The sequence below is a fragment of the Pseudomonas zhanjiangensis genome (assembly GCF_041027545.1).
GTDB lineage: Bacteria > Pseudomonadota > Gammaproteobacteria > Pseudomonadales > Pseudomonadaceae > Aquipseudomonas > Aquipseudomonas zhanjiangensis.
In genome coordinates this window covers 154,904-170,003 of sequence record NZ_JBFTEG010000004.1, presented here as the reverse complement: position 1 = coordinate 170,003, position 15,100 = coordinate 154,904, and the positions used below count along the sequence as shown (strand labels likewise).

Annotated in this window: 14 protein-coding genes; 4 read left to right on the top strand and 10 right to left on the bottom strand. The window is 68.4% G+C overall.

Going from position 1 to position 15,100, the window contains the following annotated elements:
• The first annotated feature begins 36 nt into the window (after nt 1–36).
• From AB5S05_RS07755 to AB5S05_RS07745, 3 genes are all read left to right on the top strand, one after another.
• Entirely contained in the window at nt 37–615 is a 579-nt protein-coding gene (locus tag AB5S05_RS07755) for a lysophospholipid acyltransferase family protein (protein WP_369286927.1), read from the top strand.
• A 75-nt stretch (nt 616–690) separates the two neighbouring features.
• Nucleotides 691–1,032, top strand: coding sequence for a multidrug transporter (locus tag AB5S05_RS07750; RefSeq protein WP_369286926.1), 342 nt, complete (start codon nt 691–693; stop codon nt 1,030–1,032).
• 20 nt (nt 1,033–1,052) lie between these two features.
• Entirely contained in the window at nt 1,053–2,906 is a 1,854-nt protein-coding gene (locus AB5S05_RS07745; protein WP_369286925.1) for a Na/Pi cotransporter family protein, read from the top strand.
• 12 nt (nt 2,907–2,918) lie between these two features.
• Here the strand turns inward: AB5S05_RS07745 and ggt are convergent, their stop codons facing one another.
• From ggt to AB5S05_RS07715, 6 genes are all read right to left on the bottom strand, one after another.
• On the bottom strand, nt 2,919–4,628 hold the full coding sequence (ggt, locus tag AB5S05_RS07740; protein WP_369286924.1) for a gamma-glutamyltransferase: 1,710 nt from the start codon (nt 4,626–4,628) through the stop codon (nt 2,919–2,921).
• A gap of 68 nt (nt 4,629–4,696) precedes the next feature.
• Nucleotides 4,697–4,948, bottom strand: coding sequence for a YfhL family 4Fe-4S dicluster ferredoxin (locus AB5S05_RS07735; RefSeq protein WP_090446608.1), 252 nt, complete (start codon nt 4,946–4,948; stop codon nt 4,697–4,699).
• A gap of 138 nt (nt 4,949–5,086) precedes the next feature.
• Complete coding sequence (gene coaD / locus AB5S05_RS07730) at nt 5,087–5,566, bottom strand: pantetheine-phosphate adenylyltransferase (RefSeq protein ID WP_369286923.1); 480 nt, start codon at nt 5,564–5,566, stop codon at nt 5,087–5,089.
• A gap of 123 nt (nt 5,567–5,689) precedes the next feature.
• Nucleotides 5,690–7,285 (bottom strand): GMC family oxidoreductase, encoded by a 1,596-nt coding sequence (locus AB5S05_RS07725; protein ID WP_369286922.1) that lies wholly within the window; start codon nt 7,283–7,285, stop codon nt 5,690–5,692.
• Between the two features lie 155 nt (nt 7,286–7,440).
• The gene (locus tag AB5S05_RS07720; RefSeq protein ID WP_369286921.1) at nt 7,441–7,986 is read right to left on the bottom strand and encodes a twin-arginine translocation pathway signal protein; all 546 of its coding nucleotides are present in this window, start codon (nt 7,984–7,986) and stop codon (nt 7,441–7,443) included.
• Between the two features lie 63 nt (nt 7,987–8,049).
• The gene (locus AB5S05_RS07715; protein WP_369286920.1) at nt 8,050–9,492 is read right to left on the bottom strand and encodes a coniferyl aldehyde dehydrogenase; all 1,443 of its coding nucleotides are present in this window, start codon (nt 9,490–9,492) and stop codon (nt 8,050–8,052) included.
• A 222-nt stretch (nt 9,493–9,714) separates the two neighbouring features.
• Here AB5S05_RS07715 and AB5S05_RS07710 point away from each other — a divergent pair, with 222 nt between their 5' ends.
• Nucleotides 9,715–10,374 carry a TetR/AcrR family transcriptional regulator gene (locus AB5S05_RS07710; protein ID WP_369286919.1) on the top strand — a complete coding sequence of 220 codons (660 nt, stop codon included), beginning with the start codon at nt 9,715–9,717 and terminating at the stop codon, nt 10,372–10,374.
• Between the two features lie 96 nt (nt 10,375–10,470).
• Here AB5S05_RS07710 and AB5S05_RS07705 read toward each other — a convergent pair whose 3' ends face one another.
• From AB5S05_RS07705 to AB5S05_RS07690, 4 genes are read right to left on the bottom strand one after another with little or no spacing between them, the layout of a single operon-like run.
• Complete coding sequence (locus AB5S05_RS07705; RefSeq protein WP_369286918.1) at nt 10,471–11,460, bottom strand: hydrolase; 990 nt, start codon at nt 11,458–11,460, stop codon at nt 10,471–10,473.
• Between the two features lie 52 nt (nt 11,461–11,512).
• Nucleotides 11,513–12,115: a 16S rRNA (guanine(966)-N(2))-methyltransferase RsmD gene (gene rsmD, locus AB5S05_RS07700; protein WP_369286917.1), complete on the bottom strand. Its 603-nt coding sequence runs from the start codon at nt 12,113–12,115 to the stop codon at nt 11,513–11,515.
• Nucleotides 12,115–13,602 carry a M16 family metallopeptidase gene (locus AB5S05_RS07695; protein WP_369286916.1) on the bottom strand — a complete coding sequence of 496 codons (1,488 nt, stop codon included), beginning with the start codon at nt 13,600–13,602 and terminating at the stop codon, nt 12,115–12,117. The genes rsmD and AB5S05_RS07695 overlap by 1 nt, the downstream gene beginning before the upstream one ends.
• On the bottom strand, nt 13,595–14,953 hold the full coding sequence (locus tag AB5S05_RS07690; protein WP_369286915.1) for a M16 family metallopeptidase: 1,359 nt from the start codon (nt 14,951–14,953) through the stop codon (nt 13,595–13,597). The genes AB5S05_RS07695 and AB5S05_RS07690 overlap by 8 nt, the downstream gene beginning before the upstream one ends.
• Nucleotides 14,954–15,100 lie beyond the last annotated feature (147 nt).

The following is a 15,100-nucleotide window of genomic DNA, read 5'->3' as shown; positions in this document are numbered from 1 at the left end:
CCGGCCGCGCCAGCGCAACGACACAGAGGTCAAGCGATGGTCGGCAACTACCTGCCCCGCAACCCGCTGGCCGAATGGATCGGCCGCCGTGTGCTCGGGTTGATGGGCTGGCGCATCGAGGGCGAGTTGCCCAAGCTCGACAGGTTCGTCGCGATCGGCGCGCACCACACCTCCAACTGGGACTTCGTGATCTTCATCGCGGTGAAGTTCGTGTTGCGCCTCAATGCCCGCTGGTTCGGCAAGCACACGCTGTTCCGCTGGCCGTTCGGCTACCTGATGCGTGCCTGGGGTGGCATCCCGATCCGTCGCGAGCTGCGCCGCCAGACGGTCGAGCAGGCCATCGCGGCGTTTCGCCAACACCGCCAGTTCATGCTGATCCTCTCGCCGGAGGGCACGCGCAAGAAGGTCGCGCGCTGGAAGATGGGCTTCTATCACATCGCCCTGGGTGCCGGTGTGCCCATCGTCCTGGGTGCGCTGGACTACCGAAACCGGCGGGTGGTTATCGGTCCGACCTTCTGGCCTAGCGGCGACGAGGCCGCCGATCTCGAGGCGATTCTCGCGTTCTACCGGCCCTTCGTGCCGAAAAAGCCGGAGAACGCCTTTCATGGCGATTGACGGCCGTCACGCTGACAATTGTCCGAGCGCTGTTATAGTTAGCCTCACCGCCCTTACAAGCTGAAGGATCGCCCCATGAATCTGTTTCGTTCGACCGCTGCTGTCCTGGCGCTGACCACTGGCCTGCTGGCGCTGCCGGCTCAGGCGGAAGTGACGCAGCAGAATGCCAGCGGCGACCCGCTGTATACCGCCAATGCGCCCAAGGCGTTCTCGATGATCGGCGACCTGGTGATTGCCCGTCCGTTGCTGATCGGCGCGACCGCCATCGGCGCCGTGGCCTTCGTCGTCAGCCTGCCGTTCACGGCCCTGGGTGGGAACGTCGGCGAGGCGGCTCAGGCGCTGGTCGTCGAGCCGGGCAAGGAAGCCTTCGTGCGCTGCCTGGGCTGCACGGAAGCAGGGTACAAGCAGGATCAGTGACACTGCCGATGCCGTTCTAGATGCCTGACGCCGACCACCCTGCGTTATCCCGATTACGGTCGGCCTCCTGGGTTTTCCTGTTCGCCCTGCTGGCCCTGAGCTTCTGGTTCAGCGCCGGTTGGCTGGCCTTGTGCGGCGGCCTGGCCTTCTTCCTGTTCGGTATGCAGTGCCTGGAAGAGGGCTTGCGCCAGCTGGCCGGCGGCAAACTGGAGCGCCTGCTGGCCCTGAGTACCGCTACCCCCTTCAAGAGCCTGATGTTCGGCATCAGCGCCACCATGCTGGTGCAATCCAGCTCGCTGGTGTCGCTGCTGACCATCGCCTTCATCGGCACCGGCCTGATCCAGTTGGCGGCCGGTATCGCCATCCTGTTCGGCGCCAACCTGGGCACCACCAGTGGTATCTGGCTGCTGGCGCTGGCCGGGCAGAACGTCAGCCTAACGCCATTGGCCTTGCCGTTGCTGGTATTCGGAGTACTCGGCGGTTTCGGTGGCCCGCGCGCCCAGGCCATCGCTCGGGTGATTCTGGGGGTGGCCCTGCTGCTGCTCGGGATCGAACAGATGAAGACAGCCTTTACCGGTTTGGCGGTCGATTTCGATCCCTTGCAGTACCAGTTGCCGGGTAGCGCCGGCCATCTGCTGTTCATCGCCGTCGGTGTCCTGGTCACCGTGCTGCTGCAATCGAGCCATGCCACCCTGATGCTGTCGCTGACGGCCCTGGCCAGCGGACACCTGTTGCTGGAACAGGGGCTGGCCATCGCCATCGGCTCCAACCTGGGCAGCACGGTGACGGCCGTGATCGGCGCGGTCGGCGGTAGCCGGGGCGGCCAGCGCCTGGCCCTGGCCCATGTGCTGTTCAACTTCGGTACCGGCCTGTTCGCCCTGAGCCTGTTGCCGCAGTTGGCCCAGCTGGTGGGCTGGCTGATGGCGCCGCTGGGCCTGGGCGACAACCTGTTGATTCAGCTGGCGCTGTTCCATTCCCTGTTCAACGCCGCCGGCGTGCTGCTGTTCTGGCCCTGGCAGGCGCGTCTGGCGGCGCTGTTGCAGCGCCTGCTGCCCGAGCGGCCGGAACCGCGGGTATTGATCACCGAATTGGTCCAGCCGCCTGCCGAGCCGACCCGCGCCCGCTACCTGGACGAGAGCGCGCTGGCCAGCGCCGAAGCCGCTGCCAGTGCGGTGGTTCAGGAGCTGCAGCATCTGGCCAGGCTGAGCCTGGAGGTGATCTGCCATGCCCTCTATCTGCCGGTGGACCAACTCGAGCGCAGCCGTGCGGACCAGGCCCTGCTGAACAGCCGGCCCGACCCGCAGGCGCTGGAGGCCGAGCAGCTCTATCAGCGCCATATCAAGGGCGTGTATGCCGACCTGCTGAGTTTCATGAGCCGCCTGGAAGTGGACCTGGACGCTGCCCACCAGCACTTCTGGGTCAGCTGCCAGCTGGCCGCGCTGCAGCTGGTGGATGCGGTCAAGGACGCCAAGCACCTGCAGAAGAACCTCGGCCGCTACCTGCGCCAGGATGATTCGCCGGCGCGCCAGGCCTATGTCGAGTTGCGCCGGCACCTGCTCGGGGTGTTGCACGAGGTGCGCGAACTGGGCCAGCTGGCGCTGTCCGATGGACTCTGGGATGAGCGCTTGCGCCAGTTCGACGAGGGTGCGGCGCAGTTCGATGCCGCCTTCCGCCAGCGCCTGTTCGCCGCGGTGCGCGAACGGCGCCTGGACGGCCTGCAGGCCGGCTCGCTGATGAACGACCTGGGTTACGCCAGCCGTATCACCCAGAGCCTGCGCAATGTCCTGCTGCTCGGCCAGGGCGACGGCAACCAGGCCTTCCGCGCGCTGCGGCATCTGGCAAGCGAGGACGGCCCGCTGATCCGGGTCGGATAAGCGGGCGCCGCACTAGCGCGGCGGCAGGTTGAAGACCGCGCTGGTGCCGATGCCGCGGGGGTCGCTGGCCGCCTCCACGCGCTGGCCCTGCTTGTCCCAGAACAGCACCTGCTGGTTGCCATAGCGCCGCTCGAGGTTCTTCAGTCGATGGCCGCGGGCCTGCAGCTCGGCGATCTGCGCCGGGCTGAAGCTATCCGGCTCATGCTCGATCAGATCGGGCATGAACTGGTGGTGATAGCGGGGCACGGCGGGCCAGTGGGCGACCGGCTGACCGTCGAGGTAGTCGAGGATGGCCAGCAGCACCATGCTGGGAATGCGGCTGCCGCCGGGGGTGCCGAAGCTGGCGAAGTCGCCGGCGCTTTCGATGAAGGTCGGGCTCATGCTCGACAGCGGGCGCTTGCCGGCGGCGATGGCGTTGGCCGCACTGCCGGTCAGGCCATAGGCGTTGGCGCCCTGCACGTCGGCGGCGAAGTCATCCATCTCGTCGTTGAGCAGCACCCCGGTGCCGGGCGCGGTGAAGGCGGCGCCGAACGGCAGGTTGATCGACAGGGTGGCGGCGACCGCGTTGCCTTCGGCGTCGAGCACCGAGAAATGGGTGGTGTGATCGCCCTCATGCCAGCTGCCGGCCGGTGGCAGGCTGGCGCTGGGGGTGGCGCGCTGCGGATCGATGCTGCCGGCCAGCTGCTTGAGGTACGCAGGGGCGAACAGTTTGGCACGCGGGTCGTCGACGAAGTCCGGATCGCCGAGCAGGCCGCGGTCGCGGTAGGCACGGCGCAGGGCCTCGACCACGAAATGGCTGCGCTGCACCGGCTCGGCCTGACGCCAGGGCAGCTGTTGCAGCAGTGCCAGGCTCTGCGCCAGGGCGATGCCCCCGGCCGACGGCGGTGGTGCGCTGATCAGCTCGCGGCCCTGCTCCAACTGGTAGCGCAGCGGCTGGCGCTCCACCAGGCGGTACTCGGCCAGGTCGCGCAGGGTCCAGATGCCACCGGCGTCGCGCACGCCCTTGACCAGGCGCTCGGCGGTCTCTCCGGCATAGAAGCCGGCCTGGCCGTGCTCGGCCAGGCGCTCCAGGGTCTGGGCCAGCTCCGGCTGGCGCAGCAGGCTGAACTCGGCGGGAATCTCGCCCTGCTCATCGAGGAACAGGCGTGCAGTCTCCGGGTCGTCCCGCAGCGCGGCCAGGCGCCAGGCGGCGCGTTCGCGGTAGACCCGGTCGATGGCTACGCCGTCACGGGCCAGGCGGATGGCCGGGGCCAGGGCATCGCGCAGGGGCAGGCGGCCGAAGCGCTGGGCCAGCTCGACCAGGGCCGCGGGCAGCCCGGGTATCGCCGCGGCCAGCGGGCCGTTGAGCGACAGCGCCGGCAGTACCTGGCCGCCGCGCCGGTAGAGATCGGCATGGGCGGCCAGCGGCGCCCGTTCGCGGGCATCGAGGAAGCGATAGCGCGGTTGTTCGCCCGCCTCGCGCAGCAGGAAGAAGCCGCCGCCACCCAGCCCGGAGCTGTAGGGCTCGACCACGGCCAGGGCGGCGCTGACGGCCACCGCCGCGTCGAAGGCGTTGCCGCCCAGGGCCAGGGTTTCCTGGCCGGCCACGGTGGCGGCCGGGTGGGCGCTGGCGACGGCGGCGCGGCCCGGCTGTTCGGCGGCAGCCAGGGCGCAGGCGGCGAACAACAAGAGGGCGCAGCCAAGGACGCGCAGGAGGATCGGGTCTCGGGTCGGGTGGCGCATGGAACAGGCCTTCTGGGCAGCGTGACGGTAAAGCAGCATAGCCCAGCGCGGCGGCTTTCCCAGGTCTGTCAGGCCTTGCCGGTGATGATCAGGTACTTCTGCATCAGCTCGTCCTTGCTCTCGACATGGTTCTCGTCGAGGGGAATGCAGTCCACCGGGCACACCTGCTGACACTGCGGCTCGTCGTAGTGGCCGACGCACTCGGTGCACAGGTTGGGGTCGATCACGTAGATCTCCTCACCCTGGGAGATCGCGCCGTTCGGGCACTCGGGCTCGCAGACGTCGCAGTTGATGCAGTCGTCGGTGATGATCAGGGACATGAAATAAACGCTCCTGCCGTGGCCTGTGGCCGCGGCACTCTCAAACAACCAGGAAACGGACAGTCAGGGCGAATTGTGCCGGATTGTCGGGGCGGGCGCCATGCAGGGGCGACCTCGGCCGCCCCGCTGGCCCGCGGGTCAGGGCTTCAGGCGCTGCTGCAGGGCCTCGGCTACCGCCGGGTGGACGAACTTGGAGATGTCCCCGCCGAGAGCGGCGATTTCGCGTACCAGGGTCGAGGAGATGTAGGAGTATTTTTCCGACGGGGTGAGGAACAGGCTCTCCACCTCGGGTGCCAGCTGGCGGTTCATGTTGGCCAGCTGGAATTCGTACTCGAAGTCCGACACCGCACGCAGGCCGCGCAGGAAGACATTGGCGCCCTGCTCCTTGGCGAAGTGCGCGAGCAGGCTGGAGAAGCCCATGACCTCGACGTTCGGCAGGTGACGGGTGACCTCGCGGGCGAGTTCCACGCGCTGCTCCAGGGGGAACAGCGGGTTCTTCTTCGGGCTGGCGGCCACCGCGATGATCACGCTGTCGAACAGGCGCGCCGCGCGCTCGACCAGATCGCCATGCCCCTTGGTGATGGGGTCGAAGGTGCCTGGGTATAACACTCGATTCATCGTGACGTCCTGGCGGGGTCCGTTGGGGAGTCGGATGGTAGCGCAGCCATCCGCGCCGGCCAAGTCGGGGCGGGGTAAAGGCACCGCCCAGGCCGCTCCGGCGCTTGCTCCGGTGGGGTCGCCTCAGGCCGGCTTCAGGCGCTCGGCCAGCCGGCTGCTGAGCTTGGCGGTCAGGCCGTAGATCGACAGCTGCGGGTTGGCGCCGATGCTGGTGGGGAACAGCGAGCCGTCGTGAATCGACAGGTTGTCCAGCTGGTGATGGCGGCCGAGGCTGTCGCAGACTGCCTGGCGCGGGTCCTCGCCCATGGCGCAGCCGCCCATCACGTGGGCGCTGCCCAGGCGGGTGCGGTACAGCGCCAGCGGCAGCGCGTCGATCAGCCGACGTGCCTCGCCCAGGGTCTTCACGTAGCCGGCATCGGCATGCAGCGGCAGCACCGCCCTGGCCCCGGCGGCGAACTGGATCTCGGCCATGCTGTGGAACGCCCGGCGCACACCATTCCAGGTGTAGTCGGTCATCCGGTAGTCGAGCACCGGGCTGCCGTCGCCGCGCAGCTCCACCCGGCCCTCGGCGCTGTCCGGATGGAAGCCGTCGCGCAGCAGGGCGAGCATCACGTTGGTGTGCGGCAGCTGCTCCATGCGCAGGGCATTGTCGATGCCGAAGCGGCCGAGCAGGGTGGCGGTCAGCGCCGGCTGCAGCGGCGGCACCTCGAGCTTGTAGGACATGCGCCCGGCGGCGCCGTCGTCCCACTGGAAGTGGTCGGAATAGATCGACTGGGGCGCGCCATAGAAGGGGTTGATCACCTGCTCGAACTGCGCCGCGGAGAAGTTCACCAGGTGCAGGAAGGTGCGCTTGCCGGTGCGCTGGTGCGGGTCGGGCGCCTGGGAGCGCAGGAGGATGCCCGGGGTGTTGATGCCGCCGCCGGCGAGGATGTAGTGGCGGGCCTTGACCGTGACAGTGCGCCCGTTGGGGGCTACGCCCCGTTCGTCCAGGCCCTGGCACTGGATGCCGCTGACCCGCTCGCCATCGTGCAGCAGGCGCTCGGCACGGGCCAGGTAGAGCAGTTCGCCGCCCTGGTCTAGGGTCGCCGGAATGGTGGTGACCAGCATCGACTGCTTGGCGTTGGTCGGGCAGCCCATGCCGCAGTAGCCGAGGTTCCAGCAGCCGCGCACGTTGCGCGGTATGACGTGCCAGCCGTAGCCGAGCCGGTCGCAGCCGGTGCGGATCACCTCGTTGTTGGCATTCGGCGGCAGGGCCCAGGGCGCCACGCCCAGGCGTTGTTCCATGCGCGCGAACCAGGGCGCCAGGTCCTCCGGGCTGTGGCCCTGGACGCCGTGCTCGCGGGCCCAGTGCTGCAGGGTCGGCTCGGGAGTGCGGAAGCTCGAGGTCCAGTTGACCAGGGTGGTGCCGCCGACCGCGCGGCCCTGGAGGATGGTGATGGCGCCGTCCTTGCTCATGCGGCCGATGCCTTCCTGGTACAGGCTGGTGTAGGCCTCGGCCTCGCGCATCTTGAAGTCGCTGCTGGTCTTCAGCGGCCCTTCCTCGATCAGCAGCACCTTGAAGCCGGCGGCGCTGAGGATCTCCGCGCTGGTGCCGCCACCGGCGCCGCTGCCGACGATGGCGATATCGGCTTCCAGGACCAGGTCGCTCTCCAGGCGCGAGCCATCATGGGTTTTCCAGCCGCGGGCCAGGCCTTCGGCGAACAGATCGGGTACGGGCATTTAAGGCTCTCTTTCTTATCGATTGCGCTGCATACAAGGCTGAGCTAGCTAGTAGCCAGGCTAGGCGCAGATGCGCGAGGACGCGGAGTTTACGAGCTGTAAATGAGCACTCCGAGCGCATCTGCAACAACGCCTGGCCGACGCGCAGCCAGCCGTCAAACTGTAGGTGGGCCCGGGTAGCCGCAGTGCGCCCAGGACTCGGGGCGGCCGTACCAGCTCATCATCACCAGTTGCAGCAGCGAGGCGTGCCCCATCTGCAGCAGGCCGATCGAGCTGTTCTGCCAGCGCTCCAGAAAGGCGCACACCGCGGCCGGCGAGGCCTTGTCCCAGCTGCCCCAGACCCCGGTCAGTGGCCCGCGGGTGAGGGGCAGGGCGAGTACGTCGAACAATTGCACGGTGAGCTTGAGCAGCTCCGGCGACAGGTGCTGGAGGCTGTAGTCGAGGCTTTCGAGGGTGCCGGCCACGGCCTCGGGCATCTTGGCGGCAGGCACCGCGCCGTCGAGCATCACCGGGATCAGGGCGTTGAGAAACGCCAGGTCGGAGGCGCGGATCACCGCGAAACCTGCCTGCGGGACGCTCGCCGAGCACCCGCTGAGGGTGGCGGTCAGGCCGGCGCCACCGAGAAAGGCCGAGCCCAGCAGGCCGACCTTGAGCAAGCGCCGGCGCGACAGGCCGGGGGCGTCCAGGAAGGTGTCGGTCATCGTTGTTGTCACCGGCAGTGGTCGAGGAAGGGCCCGGTCGACAGCGGCCGGGCCGGTGGCGGGCTAGCGGACGAACAGCTTGTAGACCAGCTTCTGCAGGGCCTGGCCGTACGGCGGGTAGATCAGCCTGGCGGCATTGAAGCGCTGCTTGATGAACACGCCCTTGGCCTTGCTGAAGGTCAGGAAGCCCTCGTGGCCATGGTAATGGCCCATGCCGGAGGGGCCGATGCCGCCGAATGGCATGTCGTCCTGGGCCACGTGCAGCAGGGTGTCGTTCAGGCATACGCCGCCGGAGTGGGTTTCGTGCAGCACGCGCTGCTGCTCGCCCTTGTCGTAGCCGAAGTAATAGAGCGCCAGCGGCCGCGGGCGCTGGTTGACGTAGGCGAAGGCCGCCTCGATGCCCTCGTAGGGCACGATCGGCAGCAGCGGGCCGAAGATCTCGTCCTGCATCACCTTCATCTCGTCGCTGACGTTGAGCAGCAGGCTGTGCGGCATGCGCCGGCCCTGTGCCTCGGCGAACAGCGGGATGACGGTCGCGCCCTTGCTCTGGGCGTCGGCGAGGTAGCCGTTGAGGCGCTGCTGCTGGCGCTCGTTGATGATCGCGGTGTAGTCCGGGTTGTCCGCCAGCTGCGGGTAGAAGCCCTGCACGGCGGCGCGGTAGGCGGCGACGAAGCCCTCGACCCGGTCCTTGGGCACCAGCACGTAGTCCGGGGCCACGCAGGTCTGGCCGGCGTTGAGGGTCTTGCCGAAGGCGATGCGCTCGGCGGCGTCGCTCAGCGGCACCTCGGCGCTGACGATGGCTGGCGACTTGCCGCCCAGTTCCAGGGTCACCGGGGTCAGGTTGTCGGCGGCGGCGCGCATCACCTGCTTGCCGATGCTGGTGGCGCCGGTGAACAGCAGGTGGTCGAACGGCAGCTTGGAGAAGGCCATGCCCACTTCCGCCTCGCCCAGCACCACGCTGACCAGGTCCTCGGGAAAGATCTGCGCCAGCAGGTCCTTGAGCAGCTGCGAGGTGGCCGGGGTCGACTCGCTCATCTTGATCATCACCCGGTTGCCGGCGGCCAGCGCCCCGACCAGCGGGCCGATGGCGAGGAACAGCGGGTAGTTCCAGGGCACTATGACGCCGACCACGCCGAGCGGCTGGTAGACCACCTTGGCCGAGGCCGGCAGGAACTGCAGGCCGACGCTGCGCCGAGAGGGTTTCATCCAGCGCTTCAGGCGTTTGCTGGCGTAGTGGATGCCGTGCAGGCTGGGCATCAGTTCGGCGAGCAGGGTCTCGTCGGCCGAGCGGTTGCTGAAGTCCTGGGAGATCGCCTGGATCAGCGCCTGCTGCTGGTTGGCGAGCACCTCGCGCAGGGCCTTGAGCCACTGCAGGCGCTGCTCCGCGGACGGCATAGGGTTGGCCTGGAACGCCTGGCGTTGGTGGGCGAAGGTGGTGTGCAGCTGCTCGATCAGTGCCTGATTGTGCTGCAGGCTTTGTTCCAGGTAGGCGATGTCGGCGACCATTGCGGGTTCCTCGGCAGTCCGGGAGGGGGAACCGGTGGTGCGGGTTCCCGGAGAGTGTGCTGGATTTTTAGAGCAATTGCTCTAATCTGTCAAATGTCGGCGCAGCCGTCGCGCCGCTGGGCCTGGCCGATGGTCCGCGGTTGACACTTCGCTGGTGGCCCCGTGTACCTTTGCCGGGCCGCTGCCAGCGGCTTCCAACCCGAGTCGAGAGCGAGCCGTACCATGGCGCCCCCTGTGAAAACCCGCGAGCGGATCATTCAAGCCAGCCTGGAGCTGTTCAATGCCCAGGGTGAGCGCGCGATCAGCACCAACCACATTGCCGCGCACCTGGGGATTTCGCCGGGCAACCTGTACTACCACTTCCGCAACAAGCAGGCGATCATCGCCGAGCTGTTCGCGCGCTACGAAGACCAGGTCGACAGCTTCCTGCGCCTGCCCGAGGGTCGCGCGCTGACCATCGCCGACAAGACCTTCTACCTGGAGGCGCTGTTGGCGGCGATGTGGCACTACCGCTTCCTGCATCGCGATCTGGAGCACCTGCTCGACAGCGATGCGCAGCTGGCCGAGCGCTACCGGCTCTTCGCCCAGCGCTGCCTGCAGGGGGCGCAGCGGATCTACCAGGGCTTCGTCGACGCCGGCATCCTGCTGATGAACCCGGCGCAGCTCGAGGCGCTGACCCTCAATGCCTGGATCATCATGACCTCCTGGGTGCGCTTCCTGTGCACCACCCGCGGCCAGGCCGGCGACCTCAGCGAGGCGATGCTGCGCCGCGGCATCTACCAGGTGCTGGCGCTGGAGGGGGGCTATATCGCGCCCGAAGCGCGCGAGGCGGTGGACGCCCTGTACCAGAAGCTCTACGTGCCGCTGGAGCAGGTGATCTGAGCCGAAACGGGGGCGCAACCCGCAGAAAAACTGGCGCCTGCATGGGCTGCGTCCTGCGCCGCTAGCCCCTGAGTATCCAGCGCCAGCCTGCGGCTTCTATCCGCTGGCCCGCGCGGACAGCCACTGCGGGATGCGCCGCTCCAGGTAGTAGCCGGGCCGCCGCGGCGAGCCATCGACGAAGCCGACATGGCCACCGTGGGCGTGCAGTTCGAACTGGGTGCAGGCTGACAGTTGCTGCGCCTGCGGCTGGCTGTGGCGGAACACGAAGGGGTCGTCGGCGGCCTGGATGATCAGGGATGGGGTCTGGATGCGGCCGAGGAAATAGTGGCTGGAGGCGCGCCTATAGTAGTCCTGGGCGTCGCTGAAACCGTGCAGCGGGGCGGTGACGCGGCCGTCGAAGTCCCAGAAGGTGCGCATGCCGTCCAGCGGTCCCAGCTGCTCCAGGGCGGCCAGGCGATCGGCCATGCCCTTGTGGGCGAACAGGCGCTGCTTGGTCTTCACGTAGGCCACCATCTCGTTCATGAAATGCGCCTGGTAGATCCGCGAGAAGCCCTGGCCCAGGCGGTCGGCGCACTGATCCAGGCGAAACGGCACCGAGACCGCCACGGCGCCATGCAGTGGGTTGTCGGCGCCGGTTTCACCCAGGTACTTGAGCAGCACGTTGCCGCCCAGCGAGTAGCCCACCGCGTACAGCGGCGCCATCGGCCGCTGTGCATGCAGGTGACTCAGGACCTCGGCCAGGTCCTCGCTGGCGCCGGAATGGTAGCCGCGCGCCAGCAGGTTGGGCTCGCCCGAGCAGCCGCGCCAGTTCAGCGCCACGCTGGCCCAGCCGCGAGCGGCCAGAGCCTGCTGCAGGCCCAGTACATAGAGCGAGCTGGACGAACCGGTCAGGCCATGCAGCACCAGCACCAGCGGGGCGGTGGCCTCGTGGCGGCCGCACCAGTCGAGGTCGAGAAAGTCGCCATCCTCCAGCCACAGCCGCTCGCGCTCACGCGACAGCTGTGGCGGCTTGCGCAACAGCGGGTTCCACAGGGTCTGCAGGTGCGGACCCGGCAGCCACCAGGCGGGTCTGAAGATCATGCTCATGGTTGTCGCCTGAGGCCTTGTCGTGGCGTGCGGGCAGCCGTTCGGCGCCGCCTCACTCGGCGGGCGCGCTGCGCTGCCAGAGTGCGTAATACACCTGACCGGCCTTCTGCTCGCGGTGCAATCGCCAGTTGCCGGGCAGACCGAGGCTCGAGGGTGGCTGCTCGCTCTCGGTATAGACCCAGGCATCGTCGGCCAGCCAGCCTCGGGCTTCCAGCAGGCTGCAGGCCGGCAGCAGCAGGTCCTGGCTGAACGGCGGGTCGAGGAAGACCAGGTCGTAGGGCGTGGCGGGCTGCTCGGCCAAATAGCGCAGGGCATCGGTCTGCAGCAGCTGGCCGTTGTCGCAGCGCAGGGTCAGCAGGTGGCCGCGCAGGCTGGCGATGGCGTTCGGGTTGAGGTCTAGGGCCAGGGCGCTGGCGGCCCCGCGCGAGAGGGCCTCGAGAAACAGCGCGCCGCTGCCGGTGAACAGGTCGAGCACCTTGGCGCCCTCGACATAGGGCGCCAGCCAATTGAACAGGGTTTCGCGCACGCGGTTGGGCGTGGGGCGCAGGCCGTGGGCCATGGGGAAGCCGAACTGACGCGAGCGCCATTGTCCGGCGATGATCCTGAGTTGGCCGTCGCCGCCATGGGCGGGTGGCGCTTTGTGGGGCTTGCGCATCAGTGCTCCGGAACGCCGGCGGGTTGCTCGGCGGTATTGTCGGTGGGGGGCGGCAGCTCCTTCTGGGCGACGCTCGGGCCGGCGCTGACGATCACCAGACCGTCCGGGTCCAGGTGCTTGGCCATGGCCGTACGCACCTGCTCGGTGGTCAGGGCCTTGATCTCGTGCATGAAGTCCTGCAGGTGGGTCAGGGGCAGGTCATAGAAGCCCATGGAGCCGAGCTGGCCGACGATGGCCGCATTGCTGGCGGTGGACAGCGGGAAGCTGCCGGCCAGTTCGCGCTTGGCGTCGTCCAGTTCCTTCTGGGTCGGCCCCTTGGCCAGGTATTCGGCCAGCAGGTCCTTGACCAGCTGCAGGGTACCCTCGCTGAGTTCGGCGCGGGTCTGCAGGTTGATCATGAAGGGCCCGCGTGCCTGCATGGCGCTGAACCCGGAGTAGATGCCGTAGGTCAGGCCGCGTTTCTCGCGTACCTCTTCCATCAGGCGGGTGCCGAAGCCGCCGCCGCCGAAGATCTGGTTGCCCAGGTAGAGCGCGGCGTAGTCCGGGTCGCGGCGGTCGATGCCGAGCTGGGCGATCATCAGGTGAGTCTGGTTGGACGGGAAGTCGATGTGGCTGGTGCCACCCGCCGGTTCCTGCGGCTGGCCGATTCGCGGCAGCGCCGGGCCCGGCGGCAGGGCGGCGGACACCGCCGCGGCCAGGGCCTCGGCCTCGCTGCGCGAGAGGTCGCCGACCAGGGCGATCACCGCGTTGCCGGCGGCGTAGGCCTTGGCATGGAAGGCCTGCAGCTGCTCGCGGCTGATCGGCGGGATGGATTCGGCCGTGCCGTCGCTGGGGTGGGCGTAGGGGTGCTCGCCATACAGGCGCTTGAACAGCTGCTGGCTGGCCAGGGTGCCCGGGTTCTGCTTCTGGTACTCGAAGCCGGCCAGCACCTGGTTCTTGATGCGCAGCAGGGCGTCCTCGGGGAAGGTCGGCTGGCCGATGACCTGCTCGAACAAGCGCAGGGCCGGCTCGCGCAGCTCCGGCGCGCTCAGGCTGCGCAGGCTGGCGATCGCCATGTCGCGGTAGGCGCCGTTGCCGAACTCGGCGCCGAGGCTCTCGAAACCCTCGGCGATGGCGCTCACGTCGCGACCCGGCACGCCCTCGTTGAGCATGGCGTTGGTCAGCATGGCCAGGCCCGGTACGTCGCCGTCCTGGCTGCTGCCGGCGGCGAAGGTCAGGCGCAGGTCGAACATCGGCAGCTCGCGGGCCTCGACGAACAGCACCTTGGCGCCCTCGGCGGTCTGCCAGCTGTGGATCTCGAGCTGGCGCCCATCGGGCGTCTGGCCATTGATCTCGGCCAGGGACGCCAGCTTGGCCGCATCGGCCGGTGGCGCCGGCGGGGCTTCGGTGGGCGCGTCCGCGCGGTTGGCCAGCAGGAGCAGGATTGCCAGCAGAACCAGGATCGCCAGGCCGAGCAGGCCGTAGCGCAGGCCATTGCGCTCACTCATCGCGCTTCTCCTCGGGTAGTACATGGGCGACGCTCAGGCGCTCGCGGGTAAAGAAGGTCTTGGCCGCGGCCTGGATGTCGGCCGGGGTGACGGCCTCCAGCTCGGCCAGCTCCTGGTCCATCAGCGTCCAGGACAGGCCGACGGTTTCCAGCTGGCCGATGGCGGTGGCCTGGCTGGTGATGGAGTCGCGCTCGAAGACCAGGCCGGCGATGACTTGAGCACGCACCCGCGCCAGTTCCTCGGCCGACGGTGGATTCTGTTGCAGGTCCTGCAGTTCCTGCCACAGGCCGGCCTCGGCCTGATCCAGGGTCTTGCCGGTCTGCACGTTGGGGGTGGCCGAGAGCATGAACAGGCTGTCGCCGCGGGCATAGGCGTTGTACCAGGCCGAGGCGCCGGACACCAGTTCCTGCTCGCGCTCCAGGTGGCTGGGCAGGCGGGCGCTGTAGCCGCCGTCGAGCAGGGTGGCGATCAGGCGCAGGGCGTGGACCTGGCGCGGTTGTTCGGCGGTGGCCAGACTGGGCACGTTGAAGCCCATCAGCAGGCTCGGCAGCTGGGTCTGCAGGTAGAGGGTGAGGCGGCGCTCGCCGGGGGCGGCGAGTTCGCGCGGGGCCTTGGCCGCCGGCAGGGGGCGGCTGGGGATGTTGCCGAAATAGCGCTGGGCCAGGGTCTTCACCTCGTCGGCGCCGACATCGCCGACCACCACCAGGGTGGCGTTATTCGGCACGTACCAGCTCTGGTACCAGTGGCGCAGTTCGGCGACGCTCATGCGCTCGAGGTCGGCCATCCAGCCGATGGTCGGGGTGTGATAGCCGCTGGCCGGGTAGGCCATGGCCTTGAAGCGTTCGAAGGCCTTGCTCGAGGGTTTGTCGTCGGTGCGCAGGCGGCGCTCCTCCTTGATAACCTCGATCTCGCGCTCGAACTCGTCGGCCGGCAGCTTGAGGCTGGCCAGGCGGTCGGCCTCCAGCTCCAGGGCCACGGCCAGGCGATCGCGCGCCAGCACCTGGTAGTAGGCGGTGTAGTCGTCGCTGGTGAAGGCGTTTTCCTCGGCGCCCAGTTCGCGCAGGATGCGCGAGGCCTCGCCGGGGCCCAGCTTGCGGCTGCCCTTGAACATCATGTGTTCGAGGGCATGGGACAGGCCGGTCTGGCCCGGCGTCTCGTAGCTGGAGCCAACCTTGTACCAGAGCTGGGACACCACCACCGGGGCGCGATGATCCTCGCGGACGATGACCTTGAGGCCGTTATCCAGGCTGAACTCATGGGTGGGCTGTGGTTCGGCGGCGAATGCCAGCAAGGGGGGGCAGAGCGCGCCAAGGACTAGGATGGCGACGGCGTGGCGAGCAAGTTTATTCATCGATTGTCGACCTGTCGGACGGGCCCGCTTGGACTTAGCGTAGGCGGGCGCGGAGGTGCTAGGATACGCATCCGTTTTACTGGCGGCCATGCCTGGTATGGCGTCTGGATAGTTTCCTGGGCACGGCGATGTTCCTGCCGCCTGCCG